This is a genomic window from Azospirillum isscasi (assembly GCF_030849505.1).
Classification (GTDB): domain Bacteria; phylum Pseudomonadota; class Alphaproteobacteria; order Azospirillales; family Azospirillaceae; genus Azospirillum; species Azospirillum isscasi.
Genome location: NZ_JAUJFI010000019.1, coordinates 1 through 16,469 on the forward strand (window position 1 = coordinate 1; position 16,469 = coordinate 16,469).

The 16,469-nt window shown below is 71.6% G+C and carries 9 protein-coding genes; 8 read left to right on the top strand and 1 reads right to left on the bottom strand.

The features are described 5' to 3' along the window. The first annotated feature begins 16 nt into the window (after positions 1-16). The 8 genes from QSG27_RS06240 to QSG27_RS06275 all read left to right on the top strand — a co-directional run bounded on the left by QSG27_RS06240 (position 17) and on the right by QSG27_RS06275 (position 14,300). Positions 17-6,901 (top strand): non-ribosomal peptide synthetase, encoded by a 6,885-nt coding sequence (locus QSG27_RS06240; protein WP_306704290.1) that lies wholly within the window; start codon positions 17-19, stop codon positions 6,899-6,901. Beyond that, a complete protein-coding gene (locus QSG27_RS06245) occupies positions 6,898-7,935 on the top strand; it encodes a TauD/TfdA family dioxygenase (RefSeq protein ID WP_306704292.1) in 1,038 nt (345 codons plus the stop codon). The genes QSG27_RS06240 and QSG27_RS06245 overlap by 4 nt, the downstream gene beginning before the upstream one ends. Positions 7,936-7,960: 25 nt before the next feature. Further along, on the top strand, positions 7,961-9,610 hold the full coding sequence (locus QSG27_RS06250; protein WP_306704294.1) for an ATP-binding cassette domain-containing protein: 1,650 nt from the start codon (positions 7,961-7,963) through the stop codon (positions 9,608-9,610). Continuing rightward, positions 9,607-11,259 carry a cyclic peptide export ABC transporter gene (locus QSG27_RS06255; RefSeq protein WP_306704296.1) on the top strand — a complete coding sequence of 551 codons (1,653 nt, stop codon included), beginning with the start codon at positions 9,607-9,609 and terminating at the stop codon, positions 11,257-11,259. The genes QSG27_RS06250 and QSG27_RS06255 overlap by 4 nt, the downstream gene beginning before the upstream one ends. Beyond that, on the top strand, positions 11,259-12,008 hold the full coding sequence (locus QSG27_RS06260; RefSeq protein ID WP_306704298.1) for a thioesterase II family protein: 750 nt from the start codon (positions 11,259-11,261) through the stop codon (positions 12,006-12,008). The genes QSG27_RS06255 and QSG27_RS06260 overlap by 1 nt, the downstream gene beginning before the upstream one ends. A gap of 205 nt (positions 12,009-12,213) precedes the next feature. Further along, positions 12,214-12,900 (top strand): YcjF family protein, encoded by a 687-nt coding sequence (locus tag QSG27_RS06265; RefSeq protein WP_306704300.1) that lies wholly within the window; start codon positions 12,214-12,216, stop codon positions 12,898-12,900. A 99-nt stretch (positions 12,901-12,999) separates the two neighbouring features. Beyond that, positions 13,000-13,197, top strand: coding sequence for a hypothetical protein (locus QSG27_RS06270; RefSeq protein ID WP_306704302.1), 198 nt, complete (start codon positions 13,000-13,002; stop codon positions 13,195-13,197). Then, entirely contained in the window at positions 13,194-14,300 is a 1,107-nt protein-coding gene (locus QSG27_RS06275; RefSeq protein WP_306704303.1) for a prohibitin family protein, read from the top strand. Before QSG27_RS06270 ends, QSG27_RS06275 begins: the two co-directional genes overlap by 4 nt. Before the next feature lie 42 nt (positions 14,301-14,342). Here QSG27_RS06275 and QSG27_RS06280 read toward each other — a convergent pair whose 3' ends face one another. Further along, positions 14,343-16,343 carry a methyl-accepting chemotaxis protein gene (locus QSG27_RS06280; protein WP_306704305.1) on the bottom strand — a complete coding sequence of 667 codons (2,001 nt, stop codon included), beginning with the start codon at positions 16,341-16,343 and terminating at the stop codon, positions 14,343-14,345. Positions 16,344-16,469 lie beyond the last annotated feature (126 nt).

Sequence of the window (16,469 nt, forward strand, 5' to 3'; positions counted from 1 at the left end):
GGTAAGCGCGCTCCGCATGGCTTTGGATGAGCCTCACGCGGCGGTGTGCACCTTGCGGTTCTGCTCGCGGGTCTTCACCCTCGGCACGACCGGCGACATCCGCGAGACCGCCGCGGACGCGCGGGTCGTCGGCTATGGCGTCAACATGCTGCCGCTGGCCGTCCGCCCCGCCGCCGGAAGCCCCTTCGGGGCGGAGCTGCGCGCCACCCAGGCGGCGCTGGCCGGAGCGTTGGAGCACGCCCGCCTGCCCTTCGCGCGGCTCTACCACAACTTCTGGGCGGAGCATCCGCAGCACCGCGACCCCGCCCGCTACCCGCTGTTCGACATCGCGGTGACGGAGAATCCGCAGGGCGCACCGGCCACCGGCCCGCTGCGCTTCGTCCGCGCGGACCATGAAGGCTTGGCCTACGAGCGGACCGGCCATTCGCCGGGCCAGGACATGGTGCTGATCCATGAAGGGCTGGCGGACGGCGGGCTGCTGCTGCAATGGCACGTCAACGCCGCCCTCTATGCGAAGGACACGGCGGAGCGCTGGTTCGCGGCGCTGACCGGCTGGGCGCGTTGGCTGGGGGAGGATTCCGCCCGCGCCGACGCCCCGCCGCCCGCCCTGCTTCCGGAAGAGGAAGCGACCCTCGCGGCGTGGGAGCACGGCCCGGCGGCGGAGCGTCCGGCGCTGCCCTTCCACGCGCTGTTCGAGCGGCTGATCGACCGGCCCGGCACCGGCCAGGGCGGACGCCCGGCGGTCATCACCGCCGACCGCGTTCTGACCTACCGCGCGGTGGAGGCGGAGGCCAACGCCATCGCCCACGCCCTGCGGGAGCGCGGGGTGCGGCGCGGGACCGTGGTCGGCGTCCTGACGGGCCGCTCCGCCAACCTGCCCGCCGCCCTGCTGGGCCTGTGGAAGGCGGGGGCCGTCCATCTGCCGCTGGCCGCCGACCTGCCCGCCGAACGGCTGGCCTTCATCGCCGGGGACGCCGGGGCGGCCCTGCTGCTGGTCCTGGACGGCACGGCGGTGCCGGAGGCGCTGTCCGCCCTGCCCGCTCTGCGCCCGGAGGAGCTGTCCGCGGATTTCCGCACAGCCCACGCCCACCGTCCGCCGGTGTCGGGCGGGCCGGAGGACACGGCCTACATCCTCTACACCTCCGGCTCGACCGGCCAGCCCAAGGGCACGCCGGTCAGCCACGGCGCCTATGTGAACATGGTGCTGGGCGCCGTCGAGACTTTCGGCCTGACCGCCGGGGACCGGACGCTGATGTTCGCCTCGCCGTCCTTCGACGTGTCGCTGTCGGACATCGGCGTGCCGCTGGCCGCCGGGGCGGCGCTCTGCGCCGTGCCCTACGAGGTGCTGAGCGCCCCGTCCCGCCTGATCGCCTTCCTGACGGAACAGCGGGTGACCGTCGCCGACCTGACCCCGACCTACCTGCGCCTGTTCGCCGGGGCGGAGCTGCCGACCCTGCGCATCCTGGTGACGGGGGGCGAGGCGCCGCTGGCGGCGGACGTGCGGGCCTATGCCGGGCGGCTAAGCTACTACAACGCCTACGGCCCGACCGAGAACACCATCACCAGCGCCATGGGCCTGCTGAGCGCGGAGGACCGCGGCTTCCTGTCCGTCGGGCGCCCGCTGCCCAACACGTCGGTCCACATCCGCGACGCGGCGGGCCAGCCGGTGCCGCCGGGGGCGGTGGGGGAGATCTGGCTGGGCGGCGCCAACCTCGCCCGCGGCTATCTGAACCGTCCGGAGCAGGAGGCGGCGGCCTTCGTCGGCACGGGGGCCGGGCGGCTCTACCGCTCCGGCGACCTCGGGCGCTGGCGCGCCGCGGGTGAGCTGGAGGTGCTGGGCCGCATCGACGATCAGGTGAAACTGAACGGCATCCGCATCGAGCTTGGCGAGATCGAACAGGCGCTGGCTTGCCATCCGGACGTGGCGCAGGCGGTGGCCCTGGTGCAGGGCAAGGCCGGTACGGCGCAGAGCCTGTGGGCCTTCGTCCGCCCCGTGCCCGGCCAGCCGGCCCCGGCGGAGGAGTCCTGGCGCGGCTGGCTGGCCGGACGGTTGCCCGCGGTGACGATCCCGGCGGGGGTGATCGCGGTGGAGACGGTGCCCGTCACCCCATCGGGCAAGGTGGACCGGGCGTCGCTGCAAGCGCTGATCGCCGGCCACGCCCCGCAGGGCGCGCAGGTGCCGCCGCAAGGCCGCCTTGAGGAAGCCGCCGCCCGCGTCTGGGCCGCGCAGTTGGGCCGCGGCCCGGTCTGGCGCGACGACAATTTCTTCGCGCTCGGCGGGCACAGCCTGCTCGCCATCGCCGTCGCCCACGCGCTGGAGAAGGAGCTGGGACGCCCCGTCTCCGCCCGCGACCTGTTCACCGAACCGACCCTGCGCGGCTTCGCCGCCCGCCTCGCCGCCGCGGCACCGGCGGATGTCTCGCCCCAGGGCGAATCCGACCGCGCGACGGAGGGCCAGCGGGAGTTCTGGGTGGCCGAGCAGGCCGGGCTGGACACCCGCGGCTTCAACATTCCCCTGACCGTGGCGGTGGAGGGGGATTGCCCCGCCGACGAGCGCTGGCGGAGCGCCTGGGCCGCCCTGGCCGACCGTCACGAGGCGCTGCGCACCGGCTTCCGGGAGGACGAGGGCGGTACGCTCCGCCGGGTCGTCCACTCCGCGGCCTCCCATTCCACGGCTACCGGGCTGGAGCTGGAAACGGCCCCCCACCGCGCCGCCGCGCTGGAGCACATCCGGGCGCGCCAGACGGAGCCCTTCGCCATGGCCGCCCCGCCGCTGTGGCGGGCCGGGCTGGTCCGGGTGGCGGACGGCAGTGGCGACCTGTTTTGGCTGACCCTGCACCATTCCATCGGCGACGGCCTGTCCCTCGCCTTGCTGGCCGAGGATCTCGCTCTCCTTCTGCACGGCGGGGCACCGGGTGCCCCCGCCCCCGGCTTCGGACGCTCCGCCGCGCGGGAGGGGGCCTATCTGGCCGGCGAGGCCGCCCGGGAGGATGCGGAGCATTGGCAGCGCCTGCTCGCCGGAATCGACCCCGCCGCCTTCGAGGAATGGCCGCTCGACCTTCCCCGTCCGCCCGTGCGCAGCGCGGAAGCGGCCAAGGGGAGCCATTGCCACCGCGTCCGCCTCGCCCCGGACGTGGCGGAGGCGTTGCGCGCCGTCGCGCGGCGCCACGGCGCCAGCCTGCACGCCCTGATGATGACCCTGATGGCGCGGGAGGTGCGCCGCCGCACGGGCCGGGCGGAGTTCCTGATGGGCACCGCCGCCTCCACCCGCGAGACGGCGGAGGAGGCGGGCGTCGTCGGCTATTACGTCAACATGCTGCCGGTGCCCTTCCGCCTGAGTCTGGCCGATCCGCTGGAACAGGCGGTCAAGGCCACCCAGGGCCGTCTGGCCGAGGCGCTGCGCCATGGCCGCCACCCCTTCGCCCGCATCTACCAGGAGTTCCGCCGCGGCCAGCCGCAGGCGCACCATCCGGCCCGCTACCCGCTGTTCGATCTGGCGGTGACGGAGAATCCGGTTTTGTCCGGCCCACAAGCGGACGGCTTGCGCTTCGCGGGGATCGACGCCATCGACGGCGAGGGCATCCGCTACGAACTGCGCCACAGCGCCCCCGCCCAGGACATCGTTCTGGTCCACGAGGGGCAGGCGGACGGCGGGCTGGTCCTCCAGCTCTACGCCAACGCCGCCCTCTACGAGCGGGAGACCGCCCGCGCCTGGGCCGCGGCGCTGGCCGGCTGGGCGCGCCTGCTGGCCGATCCGGCACGGGGGCCGGGCGAACCGCTGCCCGCCCTTCTGCCGGACGAGGAAACACAGCTCGCGGCGTGGGAGCACGGCCCGGCGATGCGGCACCCCGTCCCCTGCATCCACCACCAGTTCGCGAAACTGGCGTGCTCGCAGCCGGACCGCCCGGCCCTCGTCACCGACGAGGGGGAAACCAGCTATGCCGCGATGAACGCCCGCGCCAACGCGCTGGCCCACGCCCTGTTGGCCCACGGCGTCGGGCGCGGTGAGCCGGTTGGCGTCCTGACGGAACGCTCGCCCGCCCTGCCCGAAGCGGTGCTGGCGATCTGGAAGGCCGGCGCCGCCTACCTGCCGCTGACCCGCGACCTGCCGGCGGACCGGCTGGCCTTCATCGCCCGCGACGCCGGTATCCGCGTCGTGGTGGCGCTGGACGGCCACGCCCTGCCCGGCGCGCTGGAACAGGCCGGTCACGCCGTCCTGCGCCCGGAATCCCTGACCGACGATTTCCGCACCGTTCATTCCCATGAACCGGAGGCCGGAGAGCGCAGCGCGCCCGGCGATCTCGCCTACATCATCCACACCTCCGGCTCCACCGGACAGCCGAAGGGGGTGATGCTGCATCATGGCGGCACGCTGAACCTCGCCCTGTCGATGGCGCGGATGATGGGTGTCCAGCCGGACGAGCGGACGCTCCTCAGCTCCTCCCCCTCCTTCGACGCCTGGATTTCCGACACCGTGATGACCTGGGCGACGGGCGGCGCCGTCGTTCCCATCCGCCGCGCGGAGATGGACGACACCGCCGGGCTGCGCGCCAGGATGGAACGGCTGGGCGTCACCTCGGCCACCCTGCCGCCCTCCTACCTGCGGCTGTTCGAGCAGGCGGACTTCCCGACCCTGCGCATTCTGATGACGGTCGGCGAGCCGCCCAACGCCGCCGACGTCCTGCATTACGCGGCCCGGCTGCGCTACATCAACGGCTACGGCCCGACCGAGAACACCGCCGCGGCCAGCATCGGGATTCTGGCGCCGGACTCGCCGCGGATGACCGCCGGGCGCCCCCTGCCCAACACCGCCATCCACATCCTGGACGAGGACGGGGAGCCGGTGCCCCCCGGCAGCGTCGGCCATGTCTGGCTGAGCGGCATGGGGCTGGCCATCGGCTATCTGAACCGGCCCGACCTGACCGCCGCCGCCTTCGTGGAGACGCCGAAGGGCCGCCGCTACCGCACCGGCGACCTGGGGCGCTGGCTGCCGGACGGGGAGCTTCTGGTCCTCGGACGGTCGGACAGCCAGGTGAAGCTGCGCGGCCAGCGCGTGGAGCTGGGCGAGATCGAACACCGGCTGGAAGCCCACCCCGGCGTCCAGCAGGCGGTGGCCCTGGTGGACACCCCGCCGGGCGGCGCGCAGACCCTGTGGGCCTTCGTCAGCCTCGCCCCCGATGCCGCGGAACCGGCGCAAGCCGCCTGGGCCGCCCATGTGGCGGCAGCGCTTCCCGCCTACATGGTGCCGGCGGCGGTGATCCGGGTGCCCGCGATCCCGGTGACGGTGGCCGGCAAGGTGGACCGCAGGGCGCTGCTGCAGGCGCTGGCCGACCACACCGCCGCCGCCCCGTCCGATGGTGGCGGGGCCGCGTCCGGCGCCTGCACCCCGCCGCGCAACGCGGTGGAGCAGCGGGTGGCCGACCTGTGGGCGGAACAGCTCCAGCGGCCCGTTCCGGGGCGCGAAGCCGGCTTCTTCGAGCTGGGCGGCGACAGCCTGCGGGCCATCGCCGTGGTCAACCGGCTGCGGCGGGAGTTCGCCTGCAAGATCAACGACCTCTACGAAGCGCCGGTGCTTGCCGACTTCGCGCTGCGCCTGCGCCCCCAGCCGGACCATCTGCACCGCGTGATCGCCGCCGTCCGCACCCACTGGCAGGATTATCAGGCGGACCTGCCCGCCTTCGACGCCGCCCGCAACCGGGCGCTGGCCGAACAGCAGCGGGCTTACGAGGCGCGCAACGCCCGCTACGCGGCCTTCGACGGGGTGGAGCGGCGGGACTACGGCGACGTGCTGCTGACCGGGGCCACCGGCTATCTCGGCGCCTATCTGCTGCGGGAGCTTCTGTCCGATCCGGAGCGCCGCGTGACCGCGCTGGTCCGCGGGGGCGACGACAATGCGGCCCGCGCCCGGCTGGGCCGCGTGCTCGCCGGTTATTTCGGGGTGGAGAAGGGGGCCGCGCTGACCGCCGACCCGCGCCTGTCCGTCCGGGCGGGCGACCTGCGCCGCGACGGGCTGGGCCTCGCCCCGGCGGTGCACGGCGCACTGGCCGACGGGGTGCGGGCGGTCTTCCACTGCGCCGCCAACGTCAACCACTTCGGCCACTACGCGGAATTCCACGCCGACAATGTGGAGGCGACGCGCCGCCTTCTCGACCTCGCCGCGCGGCGGCGGAGCGACCCGGCGGACTTCCACCTGATCTCCACCCTGTCGGTCACCGGCAAGGCGCCGGAGGAGGGCTTCCAGCTCGTCACCGAATACGACGCGGTGCCGGAACGGCTGGACGAGAACTACTATGTCCGCAGCAAGCAGGAGGCGGAGCGGCTGGTCACGGCGGCGCGCGGCGACCTGCGCAACGCCAGCATCCACCGCGTCGGCAACGTCGTCTTCGCGGCGGAGGGCGGGCCGTTGCAATTGAACCTGCGGGACAACGCCTTCTTCCGGCAGTTGGCGGCCTTCGTCCGGCTGGGGGTGGTGCCCGACGATTCGCACGTCTGGCTGTGCCATGTCGACCTCGTGGCCCGCGCCGTGGCGCTGCTGGCGGGCGCCGCCGGCCTCGCCAACGAGACGCACCATGTGGAGAACCACCGCCGCGACACGCTGGCCGACTTCGTCACCTCCGCGCGGGGCATGGAAGGCGCGGTGCGGGCGGTCGGCTTCCCCACCCTGCTCGACCGGCTGGAACGCGCCATCGGCGAACCGGAGATGGACGGCGCCCTGGCCCAGACCATGGAGGGCTTCGGCCTCTACGGCGGGCGCTCCCCCCAGGCGCGCGGGCGGCGGCAGGAACTGACCTCCGAGCGGACGCAAGCACTGCTGGGCCGCATGGGCTTCGGCTGGCCGCCGGTTCCCCGCGCCGGGCAGGCCGACATGCTGCGCGCCGCCGCGGATCTCTTCACCCGATGAACGCCTTTGGAGCCACCATGCTGAACCACGTCCGAGACCTGGGCTTCCGCGCCGGGGAATTCACCCTGGACCCGCTGTCCGACGCGGAGACGGGGCGCATCCTGGACGTTCTGGCCGCCCGCCACGGGGCGGCGGCGGACGCCGCCTCCCTCGTCCCGGACGGGCGTGAGGCCGACCTGCGCGGGGAACTGGCGGAGGCCGCCCCCGGCCTGTCCGCCCTGGCCGCGGCGATCCGCGAGCGGCTGGAGACCAGCCACAGCGGCGTGCTGATCCGCCGCGCCCATCTCGGCCACCGTGACCTCGACACCCGGCGCCGCCTGCTCTACGCGCTTGCGGTCGGCATGGGCGCGCCGACCGCGACGGACCGGATCGACCGCAAGGTGGTGTGGGATATCAAGGTCCGGCCCGAAATGGTCCGCACCGGCAGCGCCTCCACCTTCTCCGAGCACGCCGACGAGGCCGACTTCCACACCGACACCCAGTATTTCCCGGCCCCCGAACGCTACATGCTGCTCTATTTCGCCAAGGCGGCGGCCTGCGGCGGCGGGCGGTCCAGCCTGCGCGACGCGCGTTGCGTCCGCGAGGCGCTGTCCGCCAGCGAGGAGGGGCGCTGGGCGCTCGACCTGCTGTCGCGGCAAGCCCTGCCCTTCCGCATCCCGGCCACCTTCACCCACACCGGATCGCGCGACGCCGTGGAGGTCACCTTCGCCACCGTCTTCGGCGAACGGCCCAGCATCCGCTTCCGCACCGACACGCTGCGCCGCGGGCTGGCCGCCTGTCCCGGGCACGACACGCCGGAGGTTCGCCGCGCGCTTGCCATTCTTCAGGCGGAGTTGGACAATCCGGCCCGGCGGCTGGAGACCTTCATGGAGTCCGATTCCCTGTTGGCGATCAACAACCACGAGGCGCTTCATGGACGCGGCGCCTTCGCCGACCCGGAACGCCACGCGCTGCGCATCCGCATCGACGACGGCGCCCCGCAGGATTCCGCACGCCCGTTTGTCCATTCGCAACAGGAAGCGACCATCCAATGACGGTTCCGCCGCGCCGGGGCGCGCGATGAATCTCCTCCGCCTGCTGGGACGGCTGGGACCGGCGCCGCTGCGCCGGCTGGTCCTCTACGCCCTGGGGTCGGCGCTCTCCTCCACGCTGGTGCTCGCCCTGGTCAACCGCGGGGCGGAGGAGATCGCCGCGGAGAAGGCCGACTTCGTCAACGTGCCGCTCGCCGCCGCCTTCGTCGCCAGCGTGATCGTCTATATGCTGCTGGAAGGCCGCATGATCGCCCACCTGTCGGCGGACGTGGAGGAGGTGGTGGACACGCTGCGCATGCGGCTGCTCGACCAGATCCGCCGCGCGGACCTGTGGAAGCTGGAACGCTTCGGCCAGACCCCGCTGTTCGAAAGCGTGACGCAGAACAGCCAGCTCATCTCCCAGAACTCGCAGTTCCTGGCGCAGACGGTGCGGGCGATCCTGCTGACCGGGACGATCCTGCTCTACATCGCCACCGTCTCGCCGGTCGCCTTCCTGCTGATCGGCGCGCTTCTGGGCGTCGGGACGTGGTTCTACATCCGGCTGGGCCGCGCGCTGGAGGAACGCCAGCGCGCCATGATGGCGGAGGAGGCCACCCTGTTCGAAGGCGTGTCGGACCTGTTCGACGGCTTCAAGGAACAGCGGCTGAACAGCGCCCGCAGCCACGACCTGAACGCCAGCTTCGGCACCGTGTCCGACCGCACCACCGTGGCCCGCGGCGAGGTGCATCTGCACACCTGGCAGCAGTTCGTGTTCGGCGAATGCGCCTTCAACCTGATGCTGGGCGTGGTCGTCTTCGTCGTTCCGACCTACTCCAGCGCCATTTCGGCGGAGTTGGTGAAGATCACCGCCGCCATCTTCTTCATGTCGGCCCCGGTCTTCGGGCTGATGCAGGCGCTGGCGGTGATGAGCGCCGCCGAGGCCGCCGCCGGGCGCATGATGGCGCTGGAAGGCCGGCTCGCCGAACTGGCCGAGGCGGGAAGCGACGGCCCCGCCCTTCCGGTGCCCGTCAACTTCGCCGAGGTGAGGCTGGAGGGGGTGGAGTTCGCCTTCCCCGCCCCGCCGGGCGAGCCGCCCTTCGCGGTCGGCCCCTTCGACCTGACCATCCGGCGCGGCGAGGTGATCTTCATCACCGGCGGCAACGGGTCCGGCAAATCGACCTTCATCAAGCTGCTGACCGGCCTCTACCACCCGCTGCGCGGGCGGCTGACGGTGGACGGCGTGCCGGTCGGGCCGCAGCGCGTCGCCGCCTACCGCGAACTGATGGCGACCGTCTTCGCCGACTTCCACCTGTTCGCCCGCCTCTACGGCCAGGACCGCATCAACCTTCTGGAAGCCGCCGACCTGATGCGCTGGATGGACATGGAAAAGGTCACCGCGCTGGAGGGCGACCGCTTCGGGCGCCGCGACCTGTCCGCCGGGCAGCGCAAGCGGCTGGGCCTCGTCGCCGCGATCCTGGAGAAGGCGCCGATCCTGATCCTGGACGAATGGGCCGCCGACCAGGACCCGCATTTCCGCTTCAAGTTCTACCGGGAGGTCGTGCCGGAGCTGAAGCGGCGCGGCCTGACCATCGTGGCGGTGACCCACGACGACCATTACTTCGACGTCGCCGACCGCCGCCTGCACATGGAGGAAGGCCGCCTGACCGAACTGGCCGTCGCGGCGGAGGGCGTGGCATGAGGCTGGCCGCCATCGTCCTGCGCGAGATCCCGGAGAATTTGCGCACGCTCGCCCTGATGAACGTCCTGTCGGCGATCGCGACGGCGGCCCTGCTGTGGCTGGTGGACGCCGCCGCCAAGGACGCCACCAAGGGCATCGTCAGCCCGCGGCTGCTGGTGATGTACGCGGTCACGGTGACGCTGTTCGGGGTGACCCACAATTACGCGCTGATCACCGCGTCCCAGGACGCCGAGCGGCTGATCCACAAGATCCGGCTGCGCCTGTTCGAGCTGGTGCGCCGCGCCGACCTCGTGACCGTGGACCGCATCGGGCGGGCGTCGCTTCATGGCGTGCTGACCCAGGACACCCAGACGCTGGCCCAGACCCTGCCCCTGCTGGCGATCGGCGGGCAGCAGGCGGTGATGCTGGTTTTCCTCGCCATCTATCTGGCCTGGCTGTCGCCGCTGGCCTGCGCGATGGCCTTCACCTTCGCCGGGATCGCGGTGGCGGTGAAGGTCGCGCGGGTGCAGCGCCTGCGCCTCAGCATGAGGGAGGCCGCGGCGGCGGAGGCGCGCGTCTTCGACGGGCTGACCGACCTGCTGCGCGGCTTCAAGGAGGTGCGGATGAACCGCCCGCGCGGCGACGGGCTGATCCGCAACCTCGCCGACGCCTCGTCGCAGGCGCGGGCGGTGAACGTGGACATGAAGGCGCAGTGGGGCCGCAACTTCGCGCTGGTCGAGGCGATGTTCTACACGCTGATCGGCATGATGGTCTTCGTCGTGCCGCTCTTCACCACCGGCTATCACGAGGTGGTGGTGGCGGCGACCACGGCGGCGCTGTTCATCGTCGGGCCGGTCAGCACCGTCTCCTTCGTCACCCCTCTGGTCGCCCAGACCGAAATGGCCCTGTCCAACATCGAGGCGATGGAGGCGCGCCTGCGCGCCGCCGCCGGCAGCGCCCCGGACGAGGCAGCCGACCGCCTGCCCGGCCCGCCCGCCAGCATCGCGCTGACGGACGCCACCTTCGCCTATCACGACGGAGGGGGCACGCCGGTCTTCGCGGTGGGGCCACTGTCGGCGGAGTTCCGGGCGGGGGAGATCACCTTCGTCACCGGGGGCAACGGGTCCGGCAAATCGACCATGCTGCGGCTGCTGACCGGTCTGATGCCGCTGACCGGCGGCCGGCTCCTCGCCGATGGCGAGCCGGTGCCGGCGGAGCGGATGCAGAGCTACCGCGATATGATCTCAGCCATCTTCTCCGATTACCATCTGTCGCGCCGCCTCTACGGCGTGGCCGACCCGGACCCGGCGCGCGTCCGCGCCCTGCTGGAACGGCTGGAGATGCAGGACAAGGTGACGGTCGCGGACGGCTGCTTCAGCACCGTCGCCCTGTCCACCGGCCAGCGCAAGCGCCTCGCCCTGGTGGTCGCGCAGTTGGAGGACAAGCCGGTCATCGTCCTGGACGAATGGGCCGCCGACCAGGACCCGCATTTCCGCCGCGTCTTCTATGAGGAGCTGCTGCCGGAACTGAAGGCGAAGGGCAAGATCGTGATCTGCGTGACCCACGACGAGCGCTGGTTCGGCCTCGCCGACCGCGTCTATCACATGAACGAGGGCCGCATCGAGGAAGGGCACGGCCACCATCACCTCTTCGCGCTGGAGCCGGCGTGATGGCCCCGCCCTCATCCCCCTGGCTGCAAGGCTTCCGCCCGGTGGCCGCCCCGCGCCGGACCCTGGTCTGCTTCCCCTACGCCGGAGCCGGGGCCGCCGTCTTCCGCGACTGGGCGCCGGAGACCGGGCCGGACACGGAGTTGCTGGCCGTGCGCCTGCCGGGACGCGAGAACCGCATCGGCGAGCCGCCGCTGCACCGGGTGGAGGACGCCGTTCCCGCCGTCCTGGCCGCGCTGGAGCCGCTCGGGGAGCGGCCCCTGACCCTGTTCGGCCATTCGCTGGGATCGGCGCTGGCCTACGCCACCGCCCGTGCGCTGGTGGCGGGGGGGGGCCCGCCCGCCCTGCTGGCCGTGTCGGGGCGCCGGGCGCCGCATCTCCCGTCGCGGCGGCCTCCGTCCCGCGGGCTGGACGACGCGGCCTTCCACGCCCGCCTCGCCGCGCTGGGGGGCACCCCGCCGGAGGTTCTGGCCTGCGACGACCTGATGGAGCTGATGCTGCCCATGCTGCGGGCCGACTTCGCCATGTCGGACGCCTTCCTGGAAAGCGATCCCCCGCCGCTGCCCGTGCCGATGCTGGCCTTCGCCGGGGACGGGGACGCAGAGGCCACGGAGGAGGAGGTCGCCGGGTGGGAGCGGTTGGCCGGGGCCGGATTCACGCTGCGCACGCTTCCCGGCGGTCACTTTTTCCTGCACGAGCACCGCGCGGCGATTGTCCGACAATTGATGAAAGGCGTTCTTGCGAATGAATAGGCTGAGACTCGTTCTTTTCGATGGCAATTGCTTTGACGGAAACAACCGGATTCGTTAGCCCATATGACGGTGCCGCCGGCAACCACCGGCGGCGTTTTCGGAGCGGGCCGTCCCTTCGGGGCCGACAGTCGCCGCGGACCATTCCGGTGCGTGGCGTTCATTGCTGATTTTCTCTCGACAACGTCCATTTTTGGAGCACCACAGCATGGTCAGTGAGAAGGAAACCCCGGGCGGCAAGGGCAAGCCGGAAACGGCCTCCGCCCCGGCCCCGGAGGCCGTGAAGGCCGCCCCCGAAACCACCGCCACCGAAACCACCGCCACCGCTTCGGAAACCGCTCCGGAGACCACCGCTTCGGAAACCGCTCCGGAGACCACCGCGTCCGACGCCGCCCCGGCTCCGGTCGCTCCGGTCTCCACGGAGGCCCGCGCGGCGGAGATCATCCGCAAGCATGTGCTGCTGTCCGCCGCGGCGGGCGTCATCCCGCTGAACTTCGTGGACACCGCAGCGCTCGCCGTCGTCCAGCTCCGCCTGCTGAAGGAGCTGTCGGAGCTGCACGGCGTCGATTTCCGCGGTGACATCGGCCGTTCCGCGGTCGGCACTCTGTTCGCCACGGTCGCCCCGACCGCGCTGGCCGGCAGCCTGCTCAGCTCCGCAGCGCTCCACATCGCGCTGCGGTCGGTGCCGGTGATCGGCACGGTCACGCGGCTGGCCACCCAGCCGGCCTTCAACAGCGCCTTCACCTACGCGCTGGGCAAGGTCTTCCAGCAGCACTTCGCGTCGGGCGGCACCTTCCTGACCTTCCAGCCGGAAAAGGTGAAGACCTATTTCCGCGAGAAGTTCGATGAGGCCCGCCGCCGCAAGGGTGCGGCGCCGGAGGCGGCCGCGGCCTGACCGCCGCAGCCACGGGCGGGGGCGCCACCACGCATCCCCGCCCCCGTCCCCCAGCCGCCGCACCCTCCCGCCGTGCTCCCATTCCAAGGCCGGAAGCGCATGCCCCTTATTCTCGTCACGCTCTATCTCCTTGCCTGTCTGGTGTGCGGCATCATGGGCCGCAACACCACGATCGGCTTCATCGGCCATTTCCTGCTGGCCTTCTTCCTGACTCCGCCCGTGAACTTCCTGGTCCAGGCGGTGGGCCGCCCCAGCGCGCGGGAACGTGAGAAGACGCTGACGACGGGACCGCGATGACCACGCTGGACCAGTCCGCCGGGGACGGTGTCGCCCGCGCGCCCTTGCGGCAGCGCGCCCGCCTCTGGCTGAAGCGGCGCAGCGTGTCGATCTACGCGCTGACGCTGACCGTGATTCTGGGCTTCCTCGCCATCGCCCCCGCCGTCTTCGTGGAGGTGCCCTCCGGCCATGTCGGCGTGCTGTGGCTGCGCTTCTTCGGCGGCACGGTCACCGACCGGGTCTACAGCGAAGGCACCCACCTGATCTTCCCGTGGGACCGGGTGACGATGTACGACGTGCGCCTGCGCACCGACACCCGCACCTACGAGGCGGTGGCCGCCAACGGCATGTCGATGACGGTGAACGTGGCGCTGCGCTACCGCGTCAACCCGCCCGCCGCCGGCCTGGTCCACAAGCTGGCCGGGGACGATTACGCCGAAAAGCTGGTGCATCCGGAAATCGCCAGCCTCGTTTATGAATTCGTGTCCAAGCACAACCCGGAGAATTTCTATTCGGTCAACCGCGCGGACATCCAGGGCTTCCTGCTGCGGGAGGCGCGCCAGCAGTTTCCGGCACCGCCGACCGAAATGGGGGTTCTGAAGCTGCCTCCGGGCACGACGGCGGACGATTACGCCTCCGTGATGATCCGGGTGGAGGACGTGCTGGTCGCCGGGGTCAGCTTCCCGCCGCTGGTCCGGCAGGCGATCGACCGCAAGATCGAGCAGCAGCAGATCATGGAGGAATACGACTTCCGCATCGCCCGCGAGATCAAGGAGCGCGACCGCAAGCGGATCGAGGCGGAAGGCGTGCGCGACTTCCAGGACATCGTCGCCCGCAACATCACGCCGGAATATCTGCGCCTGCGCGGCATCGAGGCGACGCGGGCCTTCGCCACCTCGCAGAACGCCAAGACCATCATCATCGGCGGGCGGGACGGGCTGCCGGTCATCCTGAACACCGGCGACGACGCCAAGTCCGGCACGGCGGCCGGCGCCGCCGCCACGCCCCCCCATGAAACCGCCGCCAAGGAGCCGGAGGGGCTGGCCGCGCGGCTGTCCACCCTGGACGCGCCGCCGCCGGAAAACACCGCGCCGGAAGCCCCACCGGACACCGCCGGGCGCTGATGCCCGGCGGTGCTCGATGGAACCATTCAAGCGCCGCCGGGATCAGAAGGCCGGTTCGGCCTCGGCGAGGGTCCGGGCGAAATCGCGCTCCAGTTCGTCCAGCAGCCGGACCACATCCGCCGACGCCCGCTTCATCTCGGCGGCGTGGCGTTCGGCTTCCATGCGGTTGCCGGCCTGGAGGGCGACCAGAGCCTCCCGGCCCGATTCATGGACGGTGCGATGGGGGCTCGCCATGCCCTTGTAGGTGGGCAGGCGCATGGTCTTGGGATCGTTCACGCTGTCGTACCAACGGCCCAGGCGGCAGGAATGGTGGGTGGACAGGTCCGCCGGCAGCAGTGTGCGTTGGCCGTTCACCGCCTCCATGATCTTTTCCACAAAGGCCAGATGGTCCTGCTTCGCCAGACGGACCAGTTCGCCCACCCCGTCGCGGCTCATGCGGTCCACCTCCTCGCGGCTGATCTTCCGCTCGTCGAAGCGGATGTGCAGCCGGTTGTCGTGGCGGGCCACCACCGACCCGCGCAGGGACAGCTTGTAGCTGGGAAGCGACACGGTGACCTGCCCGCCGCTGGGCGGAGTGGCCTTCGCCTCGGCGTAGCAGCCGCATTCGGAGATGTCGCGGATGAGGGCCGGCGTGTGGTCCACGCTGCCTTCCAGCAGAACCGGGCGGCGGCGCGTGTGGCGCCGGTTCGCCAGATCGGAGGAGGTGCGGATGGCCCGCGCCAGCAGGGACGGCAGGGTTTCCAGCGCCTCCTGCATGCGGTTGGCGCTCTCGCCGACCGTGTAGGCGACGGTGGTGGCGCGCTGCGTCTCGCCGCTGACCTCGCTCATGCGGGTGGCGATGCCGCGGAAGATGCCGGCCACCCCGCCGATGCTGCGGGCGATCTCGCGCGAGGCGGAGGACTGCTCCTCCACCGCCGCGGCGATGGACGAGTTGATCTCCTGCATGGTGGTGATGGTGTTGGCCACCCCGTCCATGCCGGTGATGGCCTGCTCCGCCACCGCCTGGATCGCGCCGATCTTGGCGGAGATCTCGTCCGCCGCCTTGGCCGACTGCCCGGCGAGGTTCTTCACCTCCGTGGCGACGACGGCGAAGCCCTTGCCAGCCTCCCCCGCCCGCGCCGCCTCGATCGTGGCGTTCAGCGCCAGCAGGTTGGTCTGCCCGGCGATGGCGCGGATGATGTTCAGGATGCCGCCGATCTCCTGCGCCGCGGTGCTGAGCTGCGCCATGATCTGGCGGGCCTCGCCGCTCTTCTCCACCGCCTCGCCCGCGATGCGCGCCGCGCCGGTGACCTGGACCGAAATCTCTCCCACCGCGGCCTGGAGCTGCTCCGCCCCCGCGGCGACGGTCTGCGCGGCGTCCAGCGCGGATTCCGTGTCGGAGGAGGTGCCGGTGATGCTGTCCTTCACCACCGCGCAGACGCCGTCCAGCTCGCCCACGGTGCGGCGCAGGTCCGCGGTGTAGCTGGCGACGCTGTCCACCACGTCGTTCGCCTCGTGGTCGATGGAATCGACCATGGCGTCCACGGCCTGGAGCCGCTCGTCGATCAGCCGGTCCCAATAGACCGACAGGGCGGAGTCCAGATCCATCAGAACCGCCGACACCACGGCGCGCTGCATGGTCACGATGGAGCTCAGCCGGCTGCCGGTCAGGAGCGTCCCGCCCATGCTCTGCGCCAGGGCGGCCATGATCTCGCCCAGGATGAAGGCGTAGCCGCCGACGTACCAGCTCGGGCTCAGCCCGATGCGGTGATGGGCGATGCCGACGGCGCGCACCGACTCCTTATAGGCGTCGTCGAAACGGCCTTCGAACAGCCGGGTCCAGTGGGCGACCTGGGCCCGCTTGGCCCCTTCGACGTGCGCCGGGCTGGTGAACAGGGCGGCCAGTTCCGGCTGCGCCAGGGTGCGGGCGTAAAAGCGGTCCAGAATCCCCGGCAAGGCTCTGGAAATGATCGGCAGCGCCTGTTGCAGGCTGCCGACCGCCTCCTGTCCCAGGTCAAAATAGGCGGTCTTGGTGACGTCCAGGGCGCGAAGGGATTCCGACATGGCCGATGTTTGTATTCTGTAATGATGGGGCGTCCACCGATAACATTTCCGATACACCAAAGGTATCGCTAAAAGGAAATGGCATGCGGCATCCTGTCCCACATCATGATTAACGGAAGGTTTACT

Coding starts and splice junctions, on each gene's coding strand:
- QSG27_RS06240 (WP_306704290.1), top strand. CDS start 17: ATGGCTTTGGATGAGCCTCACGCGGCGGTGTGCACCTTGCGGTTCTGC.
- QSG27_RS06245 (WP_306704292.1), top strand. CDS start 6,898: ATGAACGCCTTTGGAGCCACCATGCTGAACCACGTCCGAGACCTGGGC.
- QSG27_RS06250 (WP_306704294.1), top strand. CDS start 7,961: ATGAATCTCCTCCGCCTGCTGGGACGGCTGGGACCGGCGCCGCTGCGC.
- QSG27_RS06255 (WP_306704296.1), top strand. CDS start 9,607: ATGAGGCTGGCCGCCATCGTCCTGCGCGAGATCCCGGAGAATTTGCGC.
- QSG27_RS06260 (WP_306704298.1), top strand. CDS start 11,259: ATGGCCCCGCCCTCATCCCCCTGGCTGCAAGGCTTCCGCCCGGTGGCC.
- QSG27_RS06265 (WP_306704300.1), top strand. CDS start 12,214: ATGGTCAGTGAGAAGGAAACCCCGGGCGGCAAGGGCAAGCCGGAAACG.
- QSG27_RS06270 (WP_306704302.1), top strand. CDS start 13,000: ATGCCCCTTATTCTCGTCACGCTCTATCTCCTTGCCTGTCTGGTGTGC.
- QSG27_RS06275 (WP_306704303.1), top strand. CDS start 13,194: ATGACCACGCTGGACCAGTCCGCCGGGGACGGTGTCGCCCGCGCGCCC.
- QSG27_RS06280 (WP_306704305.1), bottom strand. CDS start 16,343: ATGTCGGAATCCCTTCGCGCCCTGGACGTCACCAAGACCGCCTATTTT.